The sequence below is a fragment of the Caldimonas hydrothermalis genome, assembly GCF_056746695.1.
Genome location: NZ_JBWQXA010000017.1, coordinates 1 through 22,657, shown reverse-complemented (window position 1 = coordinate 22,657; position 22,657 = coordinate 1). Strand labels below are relative to the sequence as shown.

The window sequence follows — 22,657 nt, the reverse complement described above, 5'->3', positions numbered from 1 at the left end:
TCAGACGGCCAGCAGTTCCACCTCGAACAGCAGCGTCGCGTTCGGCGGAATCACGCCGCCGGCGCCGCGGGCACCATAGCCAAGCTGCGGCGGGATGACCAGGCGGCGCGTGCCGCCCACCCTCATGCCTTGGACGCCTTCGTCCCAGCCGCGGATCACCATGCCGGCGCCCAAGGGGAACACGAAAGGATCGTTGCGGTCCTTGCTGGAGTCGAACTTGGCACCAGGCCGGCCGTCCTCATAGAGCCAGCCGGTGTAATGCACCGTGACGTGGCGGCCGGCGCGCGCCTCGTCGCCGTGGCCAGCCACGGTGTCTTCGTACTGCAGCCCGGAGGCGGTGGTGATCATGGGGATCCTTTCTGCGTGAGACCCGGCCCTGGGGGGCTGGGGGAGGGGACGGGGCGTCACGGTAGCACAGCTTCACGACCGCAGCCGGGAGACGATCGGCCGCGGCGGGATTTCTCGGCCACAATGAGCGCATTGCATCGTCGTGCCTTCGTTCGTGGACCCGTCGCCACCCCCCGATCCTTCACCAGCCTTACCGGCCGATGAGGCCGTGCTGGCCTTGCTGGCTGCCGGCGAGCGACAGGAGGATGGGCGCTGGACGGCCCGCCACGGCCGCTACCGCCTGCACTCCCAGTTCCAGCCGATCTACAGCCTGTCCCACCACCGGGCCGTCGGGCATGAGGCGCTGCTGCGGGCGCTGGATGAGCAGGGCCGCGCCGTGGCGCCGCCGTCGGTCCTGGCGGCGGCGACTTCGCCCGACGACCTGGTGCGGCTGGACCGCCTGTGCCGGCTGGTGCATGTGGGCAACTTCAGCGCGCTGGCGGGGCCGGACCACCCGTGGCTCTTCCTGAACATCCACCCCGGGGTGTTCGTGCGCGGCCCCGATCTGGGCGGGCAGCGCTACATGCGCGCCCTGCTCGAGCGCTTCGGGCTGAAGCCATCCCAGGTGGTGCTGGAGGTGACCGAGGACATGGTCGGACGCGACCAGGGCTTCGAGCGTGCGGTCGCCGAGGCCCGGGAGTTGGGCTGCCTGCTGGCACTGGACGACTTCGGGGCGGGCCATTCGAACTTCGACCGGGTCTGGCGCATCCGCCCCGAGATCGTCAAACTCGACCGCAGCCTCGTGCGTCGCGCGGCCACCGAGCCGCGCATCGGCCGCATTGCCACGCAGATGGTCTCGCTGCTGCATGCCTGCGGGGCCATGGTGCTGATGGAAGGCATCGAGACGATGGACGAGGCCTATCTCGCGCTGCAGGCCGATGTGGACTTCGTGCAGGGCTATCTGTTCTCGCGTCCTGCGCCGGTGCTGGTGGGGCATGACGAGCCCCGGCGGGTGATCGATGCGGTGTGGCAGCGTTTCGATGCCCGTTTCGAGGCCGACAAGCGCGCCGAGCGTGAGCGCGTGGCGCCGTACATGAACGCCATCGGTCACGCCGCCACCTTGCTGCAAGCCGGCCTGCCGCTGGAGGTGTGCTGCCAGGAGTTCCTGATGCTGCCCGGGGCCGAGCTGTGCTACCTGATCGATGAGCAGGGGCTGCAGATCGGGCACAACGTCACCGCGCCGGGTTTCGAGGCCAAGCGCTCCGCGCAGTTCGCGCCGCTGCGCGATGCCAGCGGCGCACGCTGGGCGCGCAGGCCCTACTTTCGCCGGGCGCTGGACCAATTCGGGCGTGTGCAGGTCACGCGACCGTACCTGACCGTTCACGGCGCCCACTTGTGCGTCACCGTCTCCATCAGCCTGCGCTGGCAAGGCCAGCTGGTGGTGCTGGGCGGCGACATCGACTGGGACATCCACCCCGAGCTGGGGTAAGCTGTCTGCGTGACCGAGGCTTGCGGCCGCCCACCACCCCCACCCTCCGAGCCCGCATGTCCATGCCCCCGCTGCCCGCTCCCAGCACCACCGAGGCTGCCTCGGTGCGGGCCACCCCCCCTTGCGCACAAGCCGACGACACGAGGTCCTGGCGGCGGCCGCAGGTGCGCGAACCCGCGCAGCTCGAAGCGCGCATGCGCGAGCGCCTGTTCTGGTTCACCATGGCCCTCAGCCTGGCGGCGGCCTTCGGCCTGGCGGCCTATTTCTGGTGGCTGCAACGGCCCGTGCTGGTCGGGGTGATCGCGTCCTACCTGCCTCCGGCTCTGGTGGTGTCGGTCTACGTGGCCCGCACCGGGCGCATCCGGCGGGGCATCGCCGCGCTGATGGTGTCGCTCGCCGCCGTGCTGGTGGCGCTCACCTGGCTGCTGGGGGGCTGGACCGCACCGACGCTGTGGTGGTTGGTGCTGCTGCCGATGATGTGGATGCTGACCGGTGCGCGGCGCGAGGGCCTGATGCTCGGTGGGGCCATCCTGGTGGTGCTGGCGTTGACGCCCTGGGCCGTCAACCGGCTGGGGCTGCCCGATCTGTCGCCCACCGCGGCGGCGCAGCGTGCTCTCGACGGCGGGGTCTGGGCGGCCGCTGCGCTGGTGCTGTTCGGCTGCTTCGTGCTGTATGCCCTGACGCTACGTCGCGGCTTGCGCCGCGAGCTCACGTTGGCCCTGCGCGAGTTGCGACGCTCACGCGACGAGGCCCTGGCCGCCTCGCAGGTCAAGGCCCGCTTCCTGGCCAACATGAGCCATGAGGTGCGCACCCCCATCAACGGCATCCTCGGTGCGATCGAATTGCTGCGCAGCACGCCACTCGATGCCCGCCAACAGCAGATCGTGGCCTTGCAGCGCCAGAGCCTGGACACGCTGATGGCCCTGGTCAACGATGTGCTCGACTACACCAAGATCGAGGCCGGGCGCATGGAGCTCGAGCCCGTGGAGACCGATCTGCGCGAGCTGGCCTTCGATGCCCTGGAGCTGCACGCGGCCGTGGCGCACGAGAAGGGTCTGGAGCTCACGCTGGGGCTGGCGCCCGAGGTGCCGGCCGTCGTGCGGGTGGACCCGACCCGGCTGCGCCAGGTGCTGGGCCATCTGGTGTCCAACGCCGTGCGCTATACCGTCCGTGGCGGAGTACACATCCAGATCGGGATCGAGCCCGAGGGCTTGTCCGAGGGTCAGGCCCGCCTGCACATCGAGGTGCAGGACACCGGCGTGGGCATCGCCCCCGAACTCCTGCCCCGGCTGTTCGAAGCCTTTCCGCGCAGCGATGAGTCCACCACCCGTGCCTCCGGGGGCACCGGCCTGGGCCTGGCGATCTGCCGCGAGCTGGTCCAGCTCATGGGGGGCAGGATCTCGGCGCGCAGCGAGCCGCACAAGGGCTCGGTCTTCACGCTGGAGCTGACGCTCGATCACATCGAACAGCCCAGTGCCGGCCTGCCGCCCGGCGTGCCGCTGCATGTGCTGGTGGTGGCCAACTACCTGCGGCTGGTGCAGCATGTGCAGGCCGGTTTGCGCGAGTTCGGCGTGAGCTATGAGGTCAAGCCGGTGCCGCCCACCCAGGCCGAGCTGCAGGTGCTGCGCGATCAGGGCATCAACGCCATTTTGCTCGACGAAAAGCTGCTGGGCGCGCGCGGGCACGACCGCCTGGAGCAGATGGCCCGCGAAGCCGGCCTGCCGGTGCTGCTGATGCGCGGGGTCTCCAGCGACACCACGATGGGCATGCTCGATGGCGTGTTCGTGCTGTCCAAGCCGGTGCGCCCGCACGCGTTGCACGACGGCCTGCGGTGGGCCTTGCACGCCCGCCGTCAGAGCGGCCGCCCGATGCCCGGGCCGACGCTGCCGGCGCCGCCGGCGGCCGAGCGTGCGGTGCTGGCCGGCCGTGTCCTGCTGGTGGACGACAACCCCGTCAACCAGGTCATGACCCAGGCGATGCTCGAGCGCCTGGGTCTGGCCGTGGTGGTGGCCGGCGACGGAAAGGAGGCGCTCAACCGCTTTGCCGAGCAGACCTTCGACATCGTGCTCATGGACGTGCAGATGCCCGGGATGGACGGGCTCACCGCGACCGAAAAGCTGCGCGCGATCGAACGCCAGGCGGGCCGCGGTCGCACCCCGGTCGTTGCGGTCACGGGCAACCCCGAGCCCGAAGTGCGCCAGCGTGGCCAGGCCGCCGGCATGGACGATTTCCTGGGCAAGCCCTTCACGCTGGACCAGCTGCAGCGCACGCTGCTGCGCTGGCAGCCCGAGCTGCTGCCCGGCCCCGCCCCGGTGCGGCCCGTTGGCCCGACGGCCGGAGACGGCTTGTCCTGAGAGGCGGCGCTCGATCGCCCGGGGGGCGAGAGGCCAGGGCCGGCACCGCGACGCGTTAGAAGCCCGCACCCGGCTGGGCCAGGTAGGCCTCTTCCTCGGCAGTGCTGGTCCGGCCCAGCACCGCATTGCGATGTGGAAAGCGCCCGAACCGCAGGATCAGATCGCGATGGCGGTGGGCATAGTCCAGCGCATCGGCCAGGCGGGCATCCTCAGCGGCCAGCGCGGTGAACAGGCGCACGCTCTCGTCCTGCTCGGCGATGTCCTCCGCATGCTCGAACGGCAGGTACGCGAACCAGCGCTGCAGACTCGACAGGCGCCGGTCCTCGCCGGTGGACACCAGGCCCTGGGCCAGCGCCAGGGCCCGGGCATCACCGGCAAAAGCGCGCGGACTGCCCCGGTGGACATTGCGGCTGAACTGGTCGAGCACCAGGATGAGCGCGAGCGTGCCGTCCGGCGTGGCCGTCCAGTCCTGCAGCCCGCCGGCGAGGGCCTGCTCCAGCCAGGGGCCGAAGCGCGAGGCGATCAGGCGGTCGAAGCCCGGGTCCTTACGGAACCACTGGGCCCGCGGCTGCCCGCGCGATGTGCCGTCATCGCCGTCGAACCAGAAATCGAGCACCACCCGTGCCGGCGGCGGCGTGGCACTCACCGTGCCCATAGCGCCTGGGTCTCGGGGTGGCGCTGCATGTAGGTCCGCACATAGGAGCACAGCGGATCGACCTTGAGCCCGTGGGCGCGTGCATGGTCGAGCGCGGCTTGCACGAGCTGCGCCGCGATGCCCTGCCCGCGCAAGACCGGTGGCACGCCGGTGTGGGTCATGTGCATGACGCCGTCGCGCAGTTCGTAGTCGGCGACGCAGAGCAGGCCATCGAGCGCCGCCTCGAAGCGCTGCGCGGCAGGGTTGTGGGTGATTTCGACGGGCATGGGCAGGTTCCAGGACGGGCATTGGAGTGTTGATGGTGCCATGCCTGGCCGTCCCGGTCTTCACTGCGGTCAAGGCTGCACTGTGCCGCTGCCCTGCCGCCGGGCCGTGGCCCGCCCGTCCGTGGGGGAGGGCATGGACACCGCCCGGCCCTCGGCGCACCATGGCAGCCTGAGCAACCATCTTGAACGTCAAGCGTGATGTAGCGCCCGCCCGCGCGCGCCAGCCACGGAGGTTTGCGATGAACGAGCTGATGATGCCGCCTGCCCCGCCGGCCCCGGGGTTTCGCACCCTGCTGTACCGCTACTGGTTCTTCGCCTGGCTGTTCCGCGATGCAGGCCGGGGGACGGTGTTCGAGCGTTCTGCCGCCTGGCGTCACAACCGCGAACAGGCGCGCTGGCTGCCCACCTATCTGCGCCGCTGGTCCACCCTGGGGGTCGTCCTCTTCGTGTTGGGCGCGCTGGTCGAACTGGCCGGCGGCGCGGCCCTGCTGGCGGCGCTGTTCTTCGTGCCCTCGGCGATCAGCGTGCCGGTCAATGCGGTGATCAGCGTGGCTTGGCTGGGCTTGAAGCTGTTACCCGGGCCGCTGTGAGGTCTGGGCATCGCCGGCGGGGTCGCAGGGGCTGCACGTGCAGGCCGCTTCGCGCTTTGGCACACTTGCACCATGAACTCTGCAATGCCCCTGCGCACCCTGGGCCACAGCGGCCTGCACGTCACGCCTGTCTGTTTGGGCACCATGACCTTCGGCGAACAGGTCGATGAAGCCACCGCGCACCGCATCCTCGATCGTGCGCTGGAGCTGGGGCTCAACTTCCTCGACACGGCCGAGATGTACCCCGTGCCGCCCTCGGCCGAACGCTACGGCGACACCGAACGCATCCTGGGCCGTTGGTTCGTCTCGCGCCCCGGGGTGCGCGAGCGGCTGGTGCTGGCCACCAAGGTGGCCGGCCCGGTGCGCGGCTACGGATGGATCCGCCAGGGCAGCGCCGACCTGAAGGCGCAGGACATCCTCAAGGCTTGCGACGACAGCCTTCGGCGGTTGCACACCGATGTCATCGACCTCTACCAGATCCACTGGCCGGTGCGCAACGTGCCGATGTTCGGGGCGCTGTACTTCGACCCTTCGCGCGACAGGCCCGTGTCGTCGATCCACGAGCAGCTCGATGCCCTGGGGCGCCTGGTGCGCGAGGGCAAGGTGCGTGCGATCGGTCTGTCCAATGAGACGCCCTATGGCGTGGCCGAGTTCGTGCGTGTGGCCGAACAGCATGGCCTGCCGCACGTGGCCACCGTGCAGAACCCGTACAGCCTGGTCAATCGCTCGGTCGAGAACGGTTTGGACGAGGTGATGCACCGCCACGGCGTCTCGCTGCTGGCGTATTCGCCGCTGGCCTTCGGGCTGCTGACCGGCAAGTACGACGAGGGCGGCCTGACGGGCGGCGCCAAGGGCCGGCTCGCGCAGTTCGAATCCATGCGTCAGCAGCGCTGGGGCCGCCCCGAGGCCCTGGCGGCGGCCCGTCGCTACAACGCCCTGGCGCGCGAGCATGGGCTCACGCCCACGCAGATGGCCCTGGCCTTCTGCTACACGAAGTGGCAGGTGACGAGCACGATCATCGGCGTCACCAGCCTGGCACAGCTCGACGAGGACGTGGCCGCTTATGGCACCACGTTGTCGCCCGAGCTGCTCGAAGCCATCGACCGCATCCGCTGGGAGATGCGCGACCCGGCGCAGTGACCTCGGGCGTCATGGCCCGAACGCCACACGTCAGCGAGACCCCGGCCACGCAGTGGCTGCGCCGGCAGGGGGTGTCTTTCAGCGAGCACGTCTACGACTATGTCGAGCATGGCGGCACCGCCGAGTCGGCGCGCCAACTCGGGCTGGACGAGCATCGGATCGTCAAGACCCTGGTGATGCAGGACCAGGACGGCCGCCCACTCCTGGTGCTGATGCACGGTGACCGTCAGGTGAGCCTCAAGGCCCTGGCGCGCGAGATCGGCGCCAAGAAGGTCGAGCCTTGTCGGCCCGAGGTGGCCGAGCGTCACAGCGGCTACAAGGTGGGGGGCACCTCGCCCTTCGGCACGCGCAAGGCCATGCCGGTCTATGTGGAGGCCGGCATCCTGGAGTTGCCGCGCATCTGCATCAACGGCGGCCGCCGCGGCTACCTCGTCGGGCTGGAGCCCGCGGTGCTGACCGAGCGGCTGGGAGCGCGGCCGGTGCGGTGCGCCAGTGCAGAATAGGCGTCCTACGCATTTCACCCACATCGCCAAGACCGTCCATGGAGACTGCCTACGCCCTGGCCGCCATCGCCGCCGGCTACCTGCTCGGCTCGCTGTCGTTTGCCGTGATCATCAGCCGGCTGATGGGTCTGCACGACCCGCGCACCTACGGCTCGGGCAACCCCGGCGCCACCAACGTGCTGCGCTCGGGCAACAAGGCGGCGGCCATCCTGACCTTGGTGTTCGATGCCCTCAAGGGCTATGTGCCAGTGGTGCTCGTGCTGCTGTTCGGGCCAGCCTACGGCATGGGCGCGGGCACGGCGGCGCTGGTGGGGGTGGCGGCCTTCATCGGCCACCTCTGGCCGGTGTTTTTCCGCTTCCAGGGTGGCAAGGGCGTGGCCACAGCCGCGGGCGTGCTCCTGGGCATCAACCCCTGGCTCGGGCTGGCGACGCTGCTGACCTGGCTCATCATTGCCGTCTTCTTCCGCTACGCCTCGCTGGCCTCGATCACCGCGGCGGTCTTCGCGCCGTTCTACCAGATGCTCATCTGGGGGGCGGGACCGGTGGCCGGGGCCATCTTGCTGATGAGCCTGTTGCTGGTGTGGCGTCACAGTGCGAACATTCAGAAGCTGATCGCCGGCACCGAGAGCCGCATCGGCCAGAAGGCCGTGCCGCCGGCACCGGCAGGGTCCCACCGGCCCCCCCGCAAACGTCACTGAAGGATTCCCCATGGTGCAACGTTTCCACCCCGGAGCGCGCCTGTCCGAGATGGCGGTGCACAACGGCACGGTCTACCTGGCCGGCCAGGTGCCCGAGGACGGCACCCAGGACATCCGCGGACAGACGGCCCAGGTGCTGGCCGCGATCGATCGGCTGCTGGCGCAGGCCGGCAGTGGCAAGGACCGCATCCTGATGGCGCAGATCTTCCTGGCCGATCTGGCCGATTACGACGGCATGAACGAAGTCTGGGATGCCTGGATCGGCGAGGTCCCGGGCCAGGCCCCACCGCGTGCCACGGTGCAAGCACGGCTCGCGCGGCCCGAGTGGCGCATCGAAGTGGTGGTCACGGCGGCGGTGTGAGCCGCAGCCGAAGCGGGCGGCCTGTATGAACCCCCACCAGCGTTCCAGGCGGCCGGCGGCCCAAACGAGCCTGGAGCGCGCGCCGCAGCTGCTGCGCCATGTGTTCGAGACCAGCCCGGACTGCATCACTCTCACCGAGCGGGCCACCGGCCGCTACGTGATGGTCAATGCCGAGTTCACACGCATCACCGGCTACACCCCCGAGGAGGTGATCGGCAGGACATCTTCCGAGCTGGGCATTTGGGTCCACGCCGCTGACCGCCAGCGGCTCTTGGAGGCGATCGCACGCGAGCACGCAGTGCGCGACCTGGTCGTCCATTTCCGCATCAAGAGCGGCCAGGTGCTCAAGATGCTGGTCTCGGGCTCGTGCTTCGACTGGCAGGGCCTGTCCTACCTCGTGCTCAATGTGCGCGACGTCTCGGAGATCGAACGTGTGCGCCTGCAGCAAGATGCCATCTTGCAGAATGCCTCCATCGGCATTGCTTTCACGCGCGACCGTGTCTTCGTGCATGCCAACCCGCGCATGGAGGAGATTTTCGGCTGGCCGCCGGGCACGCTGACCGGCCAGCCGGGTTCGGTGGTGTGGTGCAGCGCACAGGACTACCAGCGCATCGGCCGCGAGGCCGGCCCGGTGCTGTCGCGCGGCGAGCCCTTCGAGACCGAGTCGTTGATGGCGCGGCGCGACGGCAGCACGCTGTGGTGCAAGGTGCGTGGTCGTGCGGTCGATCGTGTCGAGCCTGCCGTGGGCGGCACCATCTGGATCGTCGAGGACATCACCGAGCGCAAGCGCTTCGAGCAGGAACTGGCGGCCGCGCGCGATGCCGCCGAGGCCGCCAGCCGTGCCAAGAGCGCCTTCCTGGCCAACACGAGCCACGAGCTGCGCACGCCGCTGCACGGCCTGCTGGGCATGGCCCGCCTGGCGCTGCGCAGCGACATCGACGAACGCCGCCGCCTTGACTACCTGCAGCGCATCCTGGAGAGCGCGCAGGTGCTGCGCGACATCATCAGCGACATCCTCGACCTGTCCAAGATCGAGGCGGGCCAGCTCGCGATCGAATCGGCTCCTTTCGACCTGCACCGCCTGTTGCAGGGCCTGGAGCGCGCTCACGGTGAGACGGCCCAGGCCAAGGGCCTGGCGCTGCGGCTGGTCTTGGCGGAGGACCTGCCGGCCAGGGTGCGCGGGGATGCCGTGCGCCTGCGCCAGATCGTGGGCAATTACCTGTCCAATGCCCTGAAGTTCACTGAGCGCGGCGAGGTGGTGCTCCGAGCCGGGCGTGCCGGGGGCGAGCGCGTGCGCCTGAGCGTGAGCGACACCGGCCCGGGCATCCCGGCCGAGCAGCAGGGCCGGCTGTTCCGCCCGTTCAGCCAGGCCGACACTTCCGCGACGCGCCGCCATGGCGGCACCGGCCTGGGGCTGTCGATCTGTCGCGAACTGGCGCAGCTCATGGGGGGGGAGGTCGGTCTGGACAGCCAGCCCGGCCGCGGCAGCACTTTCTGGGTCGAGCTGCCGTTGCCGTGGACCGACGAGGAGGCCATCGCCCAGGCGCCGGCGGAAGAATCCGTCAACCTGCGGGGCCTGCGTGTGCTGCTGGTCGAGGACAACCCGGTCAACCTGCTCATCGGCGTGGCGATGCTCGAACAATGGGGCCTGGATGTGGCCCATTGCAGCGACGGTCGCTCGGCCATCGAGGCCGTGCGGGCGGCCGCCAGCGAGCACCGCCCCTATGCGCTGGTGCTGATGGACCTGCAGATGCCGGGGATGGGGGGGATCGAGGCCGCACGGGAACTGCGCCGCTGGTTCGGGGCCCAGGAGCTGCCCATCATCGCGCTGACGGCCGCGGCCCTGGTGTCCGAGCGCGACGCGGCGCTCGAGGCCGGGATGAACGACTTCCTCACGAAGCCGCTGGATGCCACGGTGCTGCACCGCATGCTGTGCCGCTGGGTGCCCACAGGGTGTGGCGCCACCACACCCGCACGCGACACCACCGGCTCCTGACGCTCACTGCGGCGCCAGCCCCAGCGACAGCGGGTCTCCCCGGCCCAGCCGCACCAGCACCGGTTCGTCGCCGCTGAGGTCGATCACTGTGGTGGCTTCGCGAGGGCAGGCCCCGGCGTCGATCACCGCCTGGATCTGCTTTTGCAGCCGCTCGCGGATTTCCCGCGGGTCGTTCATCGGATCGCTCTCGCCGGGGGCGATCAGGGTGGTGCCCAGCAGCGGCTGGCCGAACACCTCCAGCAGCGCCTGCGTGACGCGGTGGTCGGGCACGCGCAGGCCGATCGTGCGCCGCGAGGGGTGCGATACCCGCCGCGGCACCTCCTTGGTGGCTTCCAGGATGAAGGTGTAGGGACCCGGCGTGGCCAGCTTGAGCAGGCGGTATTGCCGGTTGTCCACGCGCGCATGGCTGGCCAGCTCGGACAGATCACGGCACAGCAGCGTGAGGTGGTGTTTGTCGTCCACGCCGCGGATGCGGCGCAGCGCCTCGGCGGCCGCCTTGTCGTCCAGATGGCAGACCAGGGCGTAGCTCGAATCGGTGGGGATCGCCACGACCCCGCCGCCATGCAGGATCTGCGCAGCCTGCTTCAGCAGGCGCGGCTGCGGGTTGTCGGGATGGACTTCGAAGTATTGAGCCATGCGGGCATTGTCGCCGCAGTGTCAGTGTGCAGAACGCAGGCCGTTCAGAACCCGGCGCCCGGGATCATGTCGCGGGAGCGCTCCAGTGCGGCACGGGCTTGTGCATGGCCCATCGCGATCATCCGTTCGGCGCAATGGAAGTCGAGCAGCCCGCAGGCGTTGGCGGGGATCTCCACCAGAATGTCAGGCCGGTAGGCCGCGATCTGGTAGCGCGCGATGCGGTCCTGCATCGCCTCCAGCGACCGGCTGATGATGTCGAAGGCATCGTCGGAGGGTTCGTCGCTGCCGCGCGCCAGTCCGAGGCTGTCGCGCGTGCGCTCGATCCAGCGCTGCAAGGCCGTGCGCGGCGGCTCGTCGGCGGTCGCGCTGCCTGGCCCCGAACCGTTGCGCGAGCGGGGCAGTGGCGGGCCGTTGAGCGAGACGGCGACGATGCGCTCGGCGCCATGGCGCAGGCTGGGTGCGATCGGCAGCGGGCTGAGCAGGCCGCCGTCCACCAGGGTCACGCCGCGTCGCTCCAGCGGGGTGAACAGGCCCGGCACCGCGATCGAAGCGCGGATGGCCTCGAACAGCGATCCCTCGTTCAACCAGACCTCGCGTCGGCGCCGGATGTCCGAGGCCACGGCCGTGAAAGGCAGTGGCAGCTCCTCGATGCGGGCATCGCCCACCAGATCGGCCAGCTTGTTCATGAGGCGCTCGCCCTCGATCAGCCCGCGTCGGGTGAACGAGAAGTCCATCAGGGCCCAGACGTCGGTGCGCGACAGGCCGCACACCCAGTCGGTGTAGGCCTCGAGCTTGCCGGCAGCGTACAGACCGCCCACCAGAGCGCCCATCGAGCTGCCGGTGATGGAATGAATGCGATAGGCACCGTCCTCACGCAGCGCACGGATGACCCCAATGTGAGCCAGGCCGCGCGCGCCGCCACTGCCCAACACCAAGGCCACCGGGATGGACGGATCGAGCATGGGCCTCCTCCTCTTCAGGGGGCGCATCCGGGCCGCTCCCCGCTTGGAAGTATCCCCCATCGCGAGCGCCGGGCCGGCCTCTCACTTGGGGGAGGGTTTCGGCACTTCAGTGCTTGTGGTGGCCGCCGGCTTCATGACCTTTCGCAGGCGCGGAGCCGAGCGCTTCGACCTGGACTTGCACCGTGACCGAGCCGGCCTTCTCGAAGCGGAGCACCAAGGGCAGCGTCTCGCCGGCCTTCAGCGGCGATGTCAAGCCCATCATCATGATGTGCAGCCCGCCGGGTTCCAGCGCCACGGTTTGGCCGGCCGGGATGTCGATGGCGGCGACTTCACGCATGCGCATCACGGTGCCTTCCATGCGCATGCTGTGCAGCTCGGTGCGGCCGACCCGCTCGGCCGGCGCAGCAGCCGACAGCAGCCGGTCTGCGCTCGGCCCCCGGTTTTCGATTTTCAGGTAGGCGCCGCCGGCCTTTTGGCCTGGTGCGGTGGCGCGAGCCCAAGGATGATCGATGACGAGATCGCCCACACGGTAGTCGTGGGCCTGGACAGACAGGGCCAGCGTGCTGGCGACAATCAGCGCGGCGCGCCGGGTCAGGGTCGAGAGGCTCATACGAAAAACTCCTTCAGAGGCTGCGAAGAAAAACGCTCTTGCGATCATGCGGCGTCGGGTACCGGGCGACGCCACACGGCGGTGATGCCCTCAGCCACACCATAGACGAGCAGGCTGCAGGCGAACACGGGTTGGGCGTAGGCCAGCGCAGCCAGCACCAGCCACAGCCCGATGGGCACGGCGCGCCAGCCCGATGCAGGCAGCGCAGGCACGGGCCAGCCGGCGCCCGCGGGCCGGCGCAGCCAAGCCATGCGCAGGCCCGAGACGACCGCGCCGATGCACCCCAGCGCCACCAGGATGAGCAGGACCTGGTTCCACAGGCCGAACTCCCCGCGATGGAAGGGAATGCCCACCGCGGTGGCGCGCGCGAGCACAGGCATCTCGTCCCAACCGGCGGCAAACAGGGCTTGCCCACGATAGGCATCGAGCACCAGCACGAAGCGCCGTGTGGGTTGGCTGCGGTCGAAGTTCTCGACGCGCCACACGCCTTCGGGCCCGCGCGGCGGGGTGAGCATCATCGAGATGTCCGGCGACTGGGCACGGGCGGCCTCGTAAGCCGCCTGCCACGACAGCGGGGTGCGCCCATCGGCCGGCAGCGCGCTGCGCAGATCGGCCGGCGGGCGCAGCGCCGCTTGCCCGAGGGCCTGCTGGGCGGCCCGGAAGCGCTCGCCGGTGTGGGCCGACCAGGTCAGGCCGGTGAGCAAGATCACCACGAGCGCGCCGCTCATCAGCACGCCGCCGGTGGTGTGCCAGTGGCGCCAGCGCACGCGCAATGGCCCCACGCCTGGGCGCCGCCAGGCGGCGCCCAGGGCGCGCCAGCCGCCGCGCGGCCACCACATCGCCAGCCCGGTGGCCAGCATCAGCAGCAGCCAACTGGCGGCCAGCTCGATCAGCCAGCGCCAGCGCTCGCCTTGCAGCAGCGAGGCATGCAGCTTACGCGCCCAGTTCCGGTAGCGTTGCAATTCGTCGAGTGCGCCGACGACCTCGGCGGTGTGCGGGTTCACATAGACGATGCGCCCGGCGGGTAGTCCGTCGGCGCGCGGCGGGGCGGACGGGTCCGGCCCGAAATGCACCTGGGTTGTGTCGCCCGGGCGATGCGCCGGCACGGCAAAGCGCAGGGGGCGCGAGGGCTCGGCCGAGCGCGCGGCAGCCATCTGCACATCCAGGGGCAGCACTGTGTCGGTTGGCGTCACGTGATCCACAGGCCCATGCAGCCAGGCCTCGACCTGCGGCGTGACGACGTAGAGCAAGCCGGTGAGCGCGGCCACGACCACCAAGGGGGCCGTGACCAGTCCCGCCCAGAAGTGCATGCGCCAGAACACGCGATACAAGGCGGCCCTGCGGTTTGAGGAGGGGTTCGTGTGCATCGGATCCTCGCTCAATGCACCCAGCGCAGCTCGGTGTGCAGCGTGCGGCCGGGGTAAGGGTGGAACTGCCAGGCGCGTTGGTCGGTCAGGTTGTCGATGCCCACCGCCCATTCGAGCTTGGGTTGCAGCTTGACGCTGGCGCGCCAGTCGAGCTGCTTGACACGCGAGACACCGCCATAGACATCCGGTTGGATGTCGCGGTTGTAGACGTCGTTGTAGGCGCGTCCGCTGTAGCGCAGGCCCAGGCTGGTGCGCCACCGGTCGTTGGGCCGCCAACTGGCCAGCAGCGCGCCGCGCGATTTGGGCACGCGCAGCCAGTCGGCGCCCACGCTGGCGGGGTCGCGGCTGTTGGCCGTGATGATGCTGCGTGTGAAGGCGAGGTGGCCTTCCAGATCGACGCCGCGCACGAAGACATCCTGCCGCGCCCACACGAACTCCACGCCGCGCGTGCGAACGCGATCGACGTTGGACACCCTGGTGACGCTGGGCGTGACGGTGGCATCACTCTGACGCAAGATGGCATCCTTCACGACATCGTGGAAGACGGACACCCGCAGGCGATGCCGCGCGCCCGTGTGTTCGCTCGACAGCTCGATGGCCGTGGAGCGCTCGGGCTGCAGGTTCGGGTCGCTCACGATCACGCTGGTGCCGGTGGCCGTGCCGTTGTAGAGCTCTTCCACGTTGGGAAAGCGCACACCATGGCCAGCGCTGAGTTTGAACAGCCAGTCGGGTGTGGCCCACCAGGCCAGCGAGGCCTTGGGCGAGCGGCCGTTCAGACGGCGCTCACCGTAGACCGTGTACACGCCGTTGGCGGCCAGCTGTTCGCCCTCATAGGCGCGGAAATGCTCCACGCGCAGGCCCAGTGTGAGCTGCAAGTCCTCGCGCAAAGCCCACACATCCTGGGCGTATGCGGCGGTGATGTCGGTGCGCCCCCGATAGAACTGGGCCAGGCTGCCGCTGCCATGGCGCCAGTCGCTGAGGTTGTCCACCGTTTGATCCAGGCGGTAGCCGTTGCGATGCACGCCGAAGGTCAAGGCATGACGGCCGTTGCCGAAGTCGCCCGCCGTGGGCGTGTAGGCCGCTTGCAGCTCCAGCGTGTGCCAGCCCGTGCCATCGCGGCGGGTGAGCGTGCCCGCGCCCCCCTGTGCCGCCACCGGGTCGGGCTGACTGGCCTGGCGGGCTTCATCGTGGGCAATGCGGTACAGCGAAGCCACGAGCGAGCCGTTCCAGCCCGTGGCATGGCGCGTTTTGAGCGTGAAGCCCCCTTGCCAATGGGCTTCGTCACGTTGCGAGGGGGCAAACGTCGCGGCCGGAATGGTGAACTGGTAGGTGCCATCGGTGACGGAGCCCGACCACACCGGATTGCCGTTGGCGTCGCGCAAGAAAGTGCGGTTGCGCGTGGCCGAGTCGTTCACCCAGTGCGCCACGAACCCGCTGGCCTGCAGCGTCGGCGTCAGATCTTGCCCGAGCTGCAGCTTGATCGTGTGTTGCTCGGTGCGGTCGATGGCGCCGCTGTTGGCGCCGAACACCGCCCGCGGGCGGCCCAGCGGATCGGTGTCGTAGCGGATGCCCGTGACGGGCGTGCCCGTCGTGCCCGGTGTGAGCGTGGTGCTCGTGTGGTACTGCATCGGCTGCGAGGTGCTGTCCTGGTGATTCAGGTGCAGCGCGTACCACAGGCCGTTGTCCAGCCGCGAGGCGATGCGCGCGCTGAGCTGGTGGCCGTCGTAGTGGTCTTTGTCGCCATAGGCGCTGAAGCGCTGGCGATGTCCGCCCAACCGTGCCGACGCCTCGAAGCCCTTCGGGCGGCCTTCGTGCACCACCACCGTGGTGCCGATCGAGTTGCCCGGATACAGCGCCGAGTATGGGCCGTACAGCACGTCCACCCGCTCGATCGATTCGGGCGTGAGCATGTTCCAGCGCGGCGCATCGAAGCGCCCGAGGAAGTTCGACAGCAAATAGCCGTCCACATAGACCAGCGCCCGCGAGGGCTGCAGCGGGCCGAAGTTGCGCCCGCCAATCAGCGCATTGCGGTCGCCGATGTAGCGCTTGCGGATGGTGGTGGCCGGCACATAGCGCAGCGCATCCTCGGGGTTCACGAGGTTCTGGTCACGCAACTGCTCGGCCGTCTGGCTGGCGCTCGTGTGCGGCAGCGTGGGGTCGAGATCGACGCGCTGCCCGGTGACGAACACGGGGGCGAGCGAGGCTTCGGTGGCCACCCCTTGGGCCACAACCAGCGTAGAGGGCATTGCGGCAGCCAGCGCCGCCGCAGACAAGGTAAGAGTTCTCACGAAAAGTCCTGAACGAAGTGACGCGCGCGCTACAGGCGCGCCCACGGGTTCGCAGCGCACGCAGGTGCTGCGAACGGGCGATCGAGATCGTCGTCAGTTCAGGACGGGAGGGGCGTGATGCAGTCGCGCGACCCACCGGGCCGCGGCATCCAACGCGGCACGCGGCGGCGCCGTCGCAGGCGGGGGCCGGCCCTCGTCGGGCGATGCCCGCACCATGGGGTCCGAGGCGGCGCCCGGTGCGGCATGCGCCACCATGCTGGCCAGCGCGCAGTGCTCGCTGACTGGATGGGTGGCATCCGTGTGGTCGTCGTCCGGGTCGGCCGCGTCGCCGAGCAGCTTGCCGCCGGCATCGAGCACCACGGTCTTGACACCATAGACCGTGCACACCTCCACCAGCGTCCTGCCTTGGGCCTGGGCCGCCCCGACGGCCAGCAAAGGCAAGGCGGCCTTGAGCAGCAGCATCAAGGCCAGCCAGCACAGGCTCAGACGACGGGACGACGACATGGGGCCAGATTGTGCCTCAGCCGCTCAAGGGGTGGCTTCCGGCCGCTGCAGGCGGGAGCGGGCCAGTTCGTTCTTCAGCCTGGTCTGCAAGGCCTGCAACGGCGGCCAGTCGTGCCGTGCGGGCAGTCGCTTGTCACAGTTTGCAACTCTCGGGCCGGCCCGATCCGTGCCATAGTGCAGCCCTCGTTCCCTGCCGGCTGCCGGCGGGGTGCATGACCCTGAACGAAGGAATTGATTGATGACGAAATCCGATCTGATCGATGCAATCGCCACCGATGCCGACGTGAGTAAGGCTTGCGCCCAGCGCATGCTCGACGCCGTCGCCCAGCACATCACCCAGGCCCTGGCCAGGGGTGATACCGTGGCCTGGGCCGGATTCGGCACTTTTGCCGTGTCCGACCGCGCGGCGCGCACGGGCCGCAATCCGCGCACCGGCGAGGAAATCCGGATCGAAGCCTCCAAGGGGGCCAAGTTCAGCGCCGGCAAAGCCCTGAAGGATGCGCTGAACGGCCGCTGAGCCGCGGGCGAGCCCACCGGCGTTGCCCCTGACGCACCGACCACGGCCGGCTTTGCCGGCCGTGGTCGTTTCCAGGCGTGACAAAGTGGGCGCCCCTTGCCGTTCGGCGGGCTGTACGGGCCGGCCATCGGCCACGTACCTGAGGCCGGCACGCCTTTCTTAAACTGGCCTGCCGGACCCCGTCACCGACGCCATGGAACACGTGGATTTCATACATCTGCTGCGCCTGAGCGAGCAGGCCTGCGAGTCCGACGCCAAGGGCTACCGCCGCAGCGTCTGGTGGTTTGCGGTGCTGGGCTATGCCGTGGTCATCGTGCTGGCCCTGATGGCCGTGGGTGGGCTGGGCGCTGTGGCCTGGGCGGCGGCCACCGGCCGCCCGGGCGGCTGGGTGATCTGGCTGGGCCTGGCGGCGCTGGCGCTGCTGTGGGTGACGCTGCGCGCGCTCGTGACGCGCTTTCCGTCGCCCGAGGGCTATCGGGTCACGCCCGCAGACGCCCCGGAGCTGTTCAAGGCCATCGAACGCCTGCGCAGCGCCGTCAAGGGGCCTCTCATCGATGAGGTCGTGCTTGACGCCAGCTTCAACGCTGCGATCCTGCAGCGTCCCCGTCTGGGGTGGTTCGGGCACACCAACCACCTCGTCATCGGCTGGCCGCTGATGTGTGCCTTGGAGCCACGCCGGCTGCTGGCCGTGCTGGCGCATGAATACGGACACCTGCGCGGCGAGCATGGCAAGTTCTCGGCCTGGATTTACCGCACCCGCTCGGCCTGGTGGCGTCTGCAGCAGCGGTATGAAACCCACCAAGGGCCACTGCCCTGGCTGGTCCGGGGATTCCTGGCCTGGTATGTGCCACGCTTCAATGCACGCACCTTCGCGCTGGCCCGCCAGGACGAATACGAGGCCGACCGCGTGGCTGCCCGGCTGTGCCGCCCCGACGTGGTTGCCGAAGCCTGGATGGAGCTCGAGATCAAGTCCCGGTGGTGCCACGAGGTCTACTGGCCCCGCCAGTGGCATCGGGCGCTCAAGGAGGCGCGCCCCGACCCGATGCCCCATGCCGACATGGTCAGTGCCTTGCTGCAGGGGCCTGACCAGGCCTATGCTGAGCGCGCACTGAGACAGGCCCTGATGCGCCTGCCCAGCTACGACGACACCCACCCCGTGCCGCGCGACCGCCTGGCCGCACTGGGTGTGCCCCCGCAGGTGCCGGCCTGGTCCAAAACGCCGTCCATCGCGCTGCTGGGCCGCGCCGCGCCACGGATCGCGCACCACTTCGACCGCCAGTGGTGGCAGGACACGCGGCGCGACTGGGAGCACCACCACCGCCATCTGGCCGCCTGCCGCGAGCGCGCGCGCGACTACCGCGCCCGCGCCGCCGACCTGCGCGCCGAGGAATGGGTGGACTGGGCCGAGTGCCTCGAGCAACTCGGCCGCGACGACCATGCTGCGCTTTACGAGCAGGCCCTGGAGCGCGAGCCCGGCCACGCACGCGCCCTGCTGCGCCTGACATTTGCCCGACAGGCAGCCGCCCATCCCGAAACCCTGGTGCTGGCCGAGCGACTGCAGGCCCTGCACCCCCAGCACGGCTACGCGGCCTGCCGGCTCGCGCTGGACCACCTCGACCACCTGGAACAGGGTGGCCGCGACGCCGGCCCGAGCGACCCCGCCGTGCGCCGCACCTGGCGCGAGCGCCTGGCCCACTTCGAACGACTTGAAGCCAGCGCCTGGGCCTCGGTGACGGCCACTCCCCCTTGCGAACACCTGGTGGCCCCTGACTGGACCGAACTGGAGCGCCGCTACGTGGTCGACGATCTGATCCGCCGGCGCGAGGTCGTAGCCGCCTGGATCGGCGGCAAGACCGTGCCCGAACTGCCGGGGCGAGTGTACCTGGTGCTGTTCATCCAGATGCGCCGCCCCGACGAAGCCCGCGGCCACGGACTCGTCCAGCAGCTCATGGAAAGCCTGCCCTTCCCCGGGCGGCTGCTCGTGACGGTGGTGGACCTTTTCGTGAGCGAGGCCGACGTGCGGGGCAGTGCGGCGCAGGCGTTTTATCGGCGCCGCAAGCGCTGAAATGCATGGCCCAAGGGCGCAGCCAAATTCAGGAGCAGGGTGTGGCAGGGTTCAACACCACGGGCCGGGCATCCTCGCCAAGCTCCCGCACATCGAGCGTGCATTGGCTCGGGAACAGCCGAAGCACCGCTTCGTAGTCCTTGCCCGGCTCCGGTACGAACGAGCCCGCCACCGAGCAGTGGCACGCCCGTCCCCAGCCGCACCCGATGCCTTCAGGGGTGGTGAGAAACGCCAGTGTGATGGGCTGACCGGCCGCCACATACATCTCCCCGAAGCTCGTCCTGTCGGACGTCGTGCCCGGCATGTCGAGCGATCTGCCGCGATACCCGCTGCTGCCGAACATGCCGCCGAACACCGTCCCCGCGCCCGGTGCGCTCCAATCGATACAACTCTTGCCCGGCACGGCCTTCACCAGCGAGTTGGCCTTCACCCTCAGCCGGGCCCGGGCCTCCGTCTCGGCCGGCTCCGATGCCGTCTTGAACTGGGTGGAGATCGAGCCGCAGCCGGTGAGAAGCGCGACGGATGCGATGAGGACGGCGAACAGGGATGACTTGTGCATGTTGTGGTTGAAGGTGATGTATCGGAGAGGGCGCCTGACGGACCGAGCCATGCTCGAGCATCGGATGGTCCGCGCACCTGCCAGACACTTCGCTGGATGAAGCTTTCCAGGCGGGGCAAGGCTATCGACGCCGCGTTTTCAGCGCCACCCTCTTCGGAGGGAAGAGCGCATGCGGGGCGAGGAAGAATGCCGGATTTTTCACACCGCATAGCGTATCCACCCCTTCGGGCCCTCTTGCCTTGCCTGAGCCATAGCTGAAGCCCCGGACACACTGAGGCCGCGGGCCTCATGCTCGCTGCGGTTGGTGAGGTCCTGGGTGCTGAGCGTGCCGGTGGTGAGCCGGTTGCGGCCCTCGTCCACGGCGGATAGGGTGCTGGCGATCAAGCCGCCTTGCACAGCGGTGTGGCCCTGCACCTGCACGTCAAAACCTCCATCGCCCGCACGCAGGCCGCTGTGCTGGCTCACGCTGGCGTGCTCGGCGTTCACCCGGGCCTGGCTGTAGCTCGCGCTGGCCGCAAAACCGTAGCCGATGGTGACACTGCCGCCGGCACTGTGGTGGCGGCTGTCGTAGGTGGCGGTGTCTTGCACGCTGTGGATGGTGAGGTCGCGCCCCACGCGGGCGGTGAGCTGCTCACCGATCCGGAAAGTCCACCTCAATGGGCTTGTGCTGCGGATCGGCAAGAAAGCGCACATAGGTCTGCACGGCCAGCTTGTACTGCGCAAAGCTCACCTCGCCGCCTTCACCCTGGCCGTACAGCCCCTCGAACCAGACCTTGTCGCGGGTGATGTAAGTCACCCAGGCGTTGCCGTCGGATTCGATGCGCTCGGCTTCACCGGATTCGATGCGGCGGATTTCTTCCAAGGCGGTTGCCCCCGATCCCTCGGCGGATTGGATGTCGCTGTCGATGGCCTCGCACATCATTTCGAATTCCGGGACGACGGTTCTCTTGGCATCCACAACATGAAGATCAAGATCGACACTGTAGTGCTTGCCTTGCTGTGTGTCAGTGGTCCAAATCTTGGGCCGACATACTAGTGTGAGATGAGGACTCATTTCATCGATCCCCAAGGGGATAAAAGGTGGTGCGACCATTTTTCGGATCCCAGTTGAACCGGATTCTGATTCCACTGGGGGAGATGGCGTCGAACCTAGTTCCTGGCGCGCCCTGCTTAAACGCCTCGGTCACCTCGTACTCGATGCGCGCCTGGGACCACGAGGGTGGGAAGAACGTCGATTCTCGGGGCTTGTCCACCCACTGCCCCTTGCTGGCATCAAAGATCTGCACTGGGGCTTCGTAGGTGCCATTGGGATGGTAGATGACTTGGGCGTCTGGTTTGATGCGCGCTGTTCCATCGGCGGCGAACTCGGCATGGTAGCCGGTGGCCTTGTGGTTCTTGTTGATCTCGCCGGCCAGCACGTGGTTCATGTCGAAGTTGTACTGTTGCAAGACGCTGCGATCGGTCTTGGCCAGGTACTCGGCATCGCGGCTGGTGTCAGGGACGATCTTCGTCCAGTGGCTCAGCTCTGAGTTGAGGTGTGCGGCGTTCAGGGCGCTGGGGGCTGTGGCGGCCTCGGTGGGCGTGGCCACGGGTTTGATGGTGTTGGCCCCCTTGAAGAACTGCGTCAGCGCCTCCACCGAAGGCTCGCCGACCTTCTTGACGAGCCCGCCTGCCACGGGCACCACACCGACGGCGGCCCAGAAGCGGCTGGCCTCTTCGCCGGTGACGGAGCTCTTGCCGGTGAGCAGTTGCACGAAGGACTCGCCCGTGCCATAGACCGGGGCGAGTTCGAGCAGCGTCTGGGTGAGTTGCTGGGCCTGCTCGGGCGTGAGCGTGGAGCGGCTGGCCAGGGTGCTGAGGTTGAGCGAGCGCTCCAGCGTGGCCACCTGCCGGTCGATGCGATCAAAGTCGGCCTGCGTGCAGTGCGGGCCGCATTCGCGCATCAGCCGGGCGTTCTCCTGGCTGACCGCCCGGCGCACGGGTTGGGAGGGTGAGGGAGGTTTCGAGAAGTGCCCGATGGCAAGGTGTTTCAATCTCCCGGGTTCCGGTCACGAAAGAGGAAGGCCCTCATGCGGCGAACAGCTTTTTGAAGGGCGAGTTCGCCCGGTTCGCCCAAACCAGTCATCTTGGCTTGGGCATCGTAACCAGCATAAGCCACCATAAGGCCACCAACCAGCGATACCCAGTACCATCCTTTGGATGGATTGTCCAAAAATAACCAAGGGCCGAGACCCAGAATTAGCCCGACCAATGCCAGTAGTGTCGTCAGGCGAACTTTCATTATTTTGTTCATGATAATCCATCGATTTTGTCGCGAGCATGATCTAGCTGTCGGGCCTCGAATGATTCCTGACCTGTTTTGAGAACAGATGAGGATGCGATCCGCGCGCTGGCCTACTTGGGCCAACAAGAGTTGCATGAAGACATCGCGCTCATCGCTTTCGAAAGACTGATCTAATCTTCCGAACTGAATCCTTGAGGAACTCGTCTCCTGGGTTGCCTCGCTTTAGGAGATCAGACAACGCATCAGCACGAGAAATTCCTGCTAATACCGCGCCAGCGATCAATAGGAAAAAAGTCAGTGTATTTGCCTTATCAAGCAAATACCATGGCCCAACCATGAGTGCAATGCCGGTGATGCCTATGGGAAGGTCTGCAAAACCTCGGCACCTCTGCTCCGATGTGAGACATTGACGGCATGAAGCAAATGAGCCTGGGCGAGAGCGGATTCGAGCGCAAGACCAAGAGGACGCGCAAGCGCGAGTTTCTG

24 protein-coding genes are annotated in these 22,657 nt (G+C 68.5%); 10 read left to right on the top strand and 14 right to left on the bottom strand.

Annotated features, from left to right (window positions below):
* Complete coding sequence (locus tag AC1ECW_RS15640) at positions 1–348, bottom strand: FKBP-type peptidyl-prolyl cis-trans isomerase (RefSeq protein ID WP_409704212.1); 348 nt, start codon at positions 346–348, stop codon at positions 1–3.
* Between the two features lie 142 nt (positions 349–490).
* Here AC1ECW_RS15640 and AC1ECW_RS15635 point away from each other — a divergent pair, with 142 nt between their 5' ends.
* Together AC1ECW_RS15635 and AC1ECW_RS15630 are read left to right on the top strand one after the other, a co-directional pair.
* Positions 491–1,816 (top strand): sensor domain-containing phosphodiesterase, encoded by a 1,326-nt coding sequence (locus AC1ECW_RS15635; protein ID WP_409704214.1) that lies wholly within the window; start codon positions 491–493, stop codon positions 1,814–1,816.
* 56 nt (positions 1,817–1,872) lie between these two features.
* Positions 1,873–4,170 (top strand): response regulator, encoded by a 2,298-nt coding sequence (locus tag AC1ECW_RS15630; protein WP_409704216.1) that lies wholly within the window; start codon positions 1,873–1,875, stop codon positions 4,168–4,170.
* Between the two features lie 55 nt (positions 4,171–4,225).
* On the opposite strand, the gene AC1ECW_RS15625 is transcribed toward AC1ECW_RS15630, so the two are convergent.
* Entirely contained in the window at positions 4,226–4,825 is a 600-nt protein-coding gene (locus AC1ECW_RS15625) for a DUF924 family protein (protein ID WP_409704218.1), read from the bottom strand.
* On the bottom strand, positions 4,813–5,091 hold the full coding sequence (locus AC1ECW_RS15620; protein ID WP_409704220.1) for a GNAT family N-acetyltransferase: 279 nt from the start codon (positions 5,089–5,091) through the stop codon (positions 4,813–4,815). Before AC1ECW_RS15620 ends, AC1ECW_RS15625 begins: the two co-directional genes overlap by 13 nt.
* A 239-nt stretch (positions 5,092–5,330) precedes the next feature.
* On the opposite strand from AC1ECW_RS15620, the gene AC1ECW_RS15615 reads away from it, so the two are divergent.
* From AC1ECW_RS15615 to AC1ECW_RS15590, 6 genes are all read left to right on the top strand, one after another.
* On the top strand, positions 5,331–5,681 hold the full coding sequence (locus AC1ECW_RS15615; RefSeq protein ID WP_409704222.1) for a hypothetical protein: 351 nt from the start codon (positions 5,331–5,333) through the stop codon (positions 5,679–5,681).
* Between the two features lie 72 nt (positions 5,682–5,753).
* On the top strand, positions 5,754–6,821 hold the full coding sequence (locus AC1ECW_RS15610) for an aldo/keto reductase (RefSeq protein WP_409704224.1): 1,068 nt from the start codon (positions 5,754–5,756) through the stop codon (positions 6,819–6,821).
* A gap of 11 nt (positions 6,822–6,832) precedes the next feature.
* The gene (locus AC1ECW_RS15605; RefSeq protein WP_409704226.1) at positions 6,833–7,324 is read left to right on the top strand and encodes an aminoacyl-tRNA deacylase; all 492 of its coding nucleotides are present in this window, start codon (positions 6,833–6,835) and stop codon (positions 7,322–7,324) included.
* Positions 7,325–7,362: 38 nt separating this feature from the next.
* Positions 7,363–8,022: a glycerol-3-phosphate 1-O-acyltransferase PlsY gene (plsY, locus tag AC1ECW_RS15600; protein ID WP_409704228.1), complete on the top strand. Its 660-nt coding sequence runs from the start codon at positions 7,363–7,365 to the stop codon at positions 8,020–8,022.
* Positions 8,023–8,032: 10 nt separating this feature from the next.
* Positions 8,033–8,383: a RidA family protein gene (locus AC1ECW_RS15595; protein ID WP_409704230.1), complete on the top strand. Its 351-nt coding sequence runs from the start codon at positions 8,033–8,035 to the stop codon at positions 8,381–8,383.
* A gap of 25 nt (positions 8,384–8,408) precedes the next feature.
* A complete protein-coding gene (locus tag AC1ECW_RS15590; RefSeq protein WP_481202214.1) occupies positions 8,409–10,379 on the top strand; it encodes an ATP-binding protein in 1,971 nt (656 codons plus the stop codon).
* Positions 10,380–10,382: 3 nt separating this feature from the next.
* Here AC1ECW_RS15590 and AC1ECW_RS15585 read toward each other — a convergent pair whose 3' ends face one another.
* From AC1ECW_RS15585 to AC1ECW_RS15560, 6 genes are all read right to left on the bottom strand, one after another.
* On the bottom strand, positions 10,383–11,015 hold the full coding sequence (locus tag AC1ECW_RS15585; RefSeq protein WP_481202213.1) for an L-threonylcarbamoyladenylate synthase: 633 nt from the start codon (positions 11,013–11,015) through the stop codon (positions 10,383–10,385).
* A 44-nt stretch (positions 11,016–11,059) separates the two neighbouring features.
* Positions 11,060–11,977, bottom strand: a complete 918-nt coding sequence (locus AC1ECW_RS15580) for a patatin-like phospholipase family protein (protein ID WP_409706270.1) — start codon at positions 11,975–11,977, stop codon at positions 11,060–11,062.
* Between the two features lie 106 nt (positions 11,978–12,083).
* Complete coding sequence (locus tag AC1ECW_RS15575) at positions 12,084–12,587, bottom strand: copper chaperone PCu(A)C (protein WP_481202212.1); 504 nt, start codon at positions 12,585–12,587, stop codon at positions 12,084–12,086.
* 44 nt (positions 12,588–12,631) lie between these two features.
* Complete coding sequence (locus tag AC1ECW_RS15570; RefSeq protein ID WP_481202211.1) at positions 12,632–13,954, bottom strand: PepSY-associated TM helix domain-containing protein; 1,323 nt, start codon at positions 13,952–13,954, stop codon at positions 12,632–12,634.
* Between the two features lie 11 nt (positions 13,955–13,965).
* The gene (locus tag AC1ECW_RS15565; RefSeq protein WP_481202210.1) at positions 13,966–16,242 is read right to left on the bottom strand and encodes a TonB-dependent receptor; all 2,277 of its coding nucleotides are present in this window, start codon (positions 16,240–16,242) and stop codon (positions 13,966–13,968) included.
* Positions 16,243–16,335: 93 nt separating this feature from the next.
* Positions 16,336–16,746, bottom strand: a complete 411-nt coding sequence (locus AC1ECW_RS15560; RefSeq protein WP_409706281.1) for a DUF2946 family protein — start codon at positions 16,744–16,746, stop codon at positions 16,336–16,338.
* A 238-nt stretch (positions 16,747–16,984) separates the two neighbouring features.
* On the opposite strand from AC1ECW_RS15560, the gene AC1ECW_RS15555 reads away from it, so the two are divergent.
* The gene (locus tag AC1ECW_RS15555; protein ID WP_409706284.1) at positions 16,985–17,263 is read left to right on the top strand and encodes an HU family DNA-binding protein; all 279 of its coding nucleotides are present in this window, start codon (positions 16,985–16,987) and stop codon (positions 17,261–17,263) included.
* A 202-nt stretch (positions 17,264–17,465) separates the two neighbouring features.
* Positions 17,466–19,328 (top strand): M48 family metalloprotease, encoded by a 1,863-nt coding sequence (locus tag AC1ECW_RS15550; RefSeq protein ID WP_481202209.1) that lies wholly within the window; start codon positions 17,466–17,468, stop codon positions 19,326–19,328.
* A gap of 28 nt (positions 19,329–19,356) precedes the next feature.
* Here AC1ECW_RS15550 and AC1ECW_RS15545 read toward each other — a convergent pair whose 3' ends face one another.
* The 5 genes from AC1ECW_RS15545 to AC1ECW_RS15525 form a co-directional block, all read right to left on the bottom strand.
* Positions 19,357–19,887 (bottom strand): hypothetical protein, encoded by a 531-nt coding sequence (locus AC1ECW_RS15545; RefSeq protein ID WP_409706290.1) that lies wholly within the window; start codon positions 19,885–19,887, stop codon positions 19,357–19,359.
* 198 nt (positions 19,888–20,085) lie between these two features.
* Complete coding sequence (locus AC1ECW_RS15540; RefSeq protein ID WP_481202208.1) at positions 20,086–20,544, bottom strand: hemagglutinin repeat-containing protein; 459 nt, start codon at positions 20,542–20,544, stop codon at positions 20,086–20,088.
* The gene (locus AC1ECW_RS15535; RefSeq protein ID WP_481202207.1) at positions 20,519–20,845 is read right to left on the bottom strand and encodes a hypothetical protein; all 327 of its coding nucleotides are present in this window, start codon (positions 20,843–20,845) and stop codon (positions 20,519–20,521) included. The genes AC1ECW_RS15540 and AC1ECW_RS15535 overlap by 26 nt, the downstream gene beginning before the upstream one ends.
* Positions 20,846–20,942: 97 nt before the next feature.
* The gene (locus tag AC1ECW_RS15530; RefSeq protein WP_409706300.1) at positions 20,943–21,866 is read right to left on the bottom strand and encodes an EndoU domain-containing protein; all 924 of its coding nucleotides are present in this window, start codon (positions 21,864–21,866) and stop codon (positions 20,943–20,945) included.
* 50 nt (positions 21,867–21,916) lie between these two features.
* On the bottom strand, positions 21,917–22,180 hold the full coding sequence (locus AC1ECW_RS15525) for a hypothetical protein (RefSeq protein WP_409706303.1): 264 nt from the start codon (positions 22,178–22,180) through the stop codon (positions 21,917–21,919).
* Positions 22,181–22,657 lie beyond the last annotated feature (477 nt).

Bases quoted from the DNA above. Each gene is read 5' to 3' on its own strand.
- AC1ECW_RS15615 (WP_409704222.1), top strand. From the start codon at position 5,331: ATGAACGAGCTGATGATGCCGCCTGCCCCGCCGGCCCCGGGGTTTCGC.
- AC1ECW_RS15545 (WP_409706290.1), bottom strand. From the start codon at position 19,887: ATGCACAAGTCATCCCTGTTCGCCGTCCTCATCGCATCCGTCGCGCTT.
- AC1ECW_RS15575 (WP_481202212.1), bottom strand. From the start codon at position 12,587: ATGAGCCTCTCGACCCTGACCCGGCGCGCCGCGCTGATTGTCGCCAGC.
- AC1ECW_RS15580 (WP_409706270.1), bottom strand. From the start codon at position 11,977: ATGCTCGATCCGTCCATCCCGGTGGCCTTGGTGTTGGGCAGTGGCGGC.
- AC1ECW_RS15620 (WP_409704220.1), bottom strand. From the start codon at position 5,091: ATGCCCGTCGAAATCACCCACAACCCTGCCGCGCAGCGCTTCGAGGCG.
- AC1ECW_RS15630 (WP_409704216.1), top strand. From the start codon at position 1,873: ATGTCCATGCCCCCGCTGCCCGCTCCCAGCACCACCGAGGCTGCCTCG.
- AC1ECW_RS15595 (WP_409704230.1), top strand. From the start codon at position 8,033: ATGGTGCAACGTTTCCACCCCGGAGCGCGCCTGTCCGAGATGGCGGTG.
- AC1ECW_RS15590 (WP_481202214.1), top strand. From the start codon at position 8,409: ATGAACCCCCACCAGCGTTCCAGGCGGCCGGCGGCCCAAACGAGCCTG.
- plsY (WP_409704228.1), top strand. From the start codon at position 7,363: ATGGAGACTGCCTACGCCCTGGCCGCCATCGCCGCCGGCTACCTGCTC.
- AC1ECW_RS15625 (WP_409704218.1), bottom strand. From the start codon at position 4,825: ATGGGCACGGTGAGTGCCACGCCGCCGCCGGCACGGGTGGTGCTCGAT.
- AC1ECW_RS15525 (WP_409706303.1), bottom strand. From the start codon at position 22,180: ATGAACAAAATAATGAAAGTTCGCCTGACGACACTACTGGCATTGGTC.
- AC1ECW_RS15560 (WP_409706281.1), bottom strand. From the start codon at position 16,746: ATGTCGTCGTCCCGTCGTCTGAGCCTGTGCTGGCTGGCCTTGATGCTG.
- AC1ECW_RS15640 (WP_409704212.1), bottom strand. From the start codon at position 348: ATGATCACCACCGCCTCCGGGCTGCAGTACGAAGACACCGTGGCTGGC.
- AC1ECW_RS15570 (WP_481202211.1), bottom strand. From the start codon at position 13,954: ATGCACACGAACCCCTCCTCAAACCGCAGGGCCGCCTTGTATCGCGTG.
- AC1ECW_RS15585 (WP_481202213.1), bottom strand. From the start codon at position 11,015: ATGGCTCAATACTTCGAAGTCCATCCCGACAACCCGCAGCCGCGCCTG.
- AC1ECW_RS15610 (WP_409704224.1), top strand. From the start codon at position 5,754: ATGAACTCTGCAATGCCCCTGCGCACCCTGGGCCACAGCGGCCTGCAC.
- AC1ECW_RS15605 (WP_409704226.1), top strand. From the start codon at position 6,833: ATGGCCCGAACGCCACACGTCAGCGAGACCCCGGCCACGCAGTGGCTG.
- AC1ECW_RS15555 (WP_409706284.1), top strand. From the start codon at position 16,985: ATGACGAAATCCGATCTGATCGATGCAATCGCCACCGATGCCGACGTG.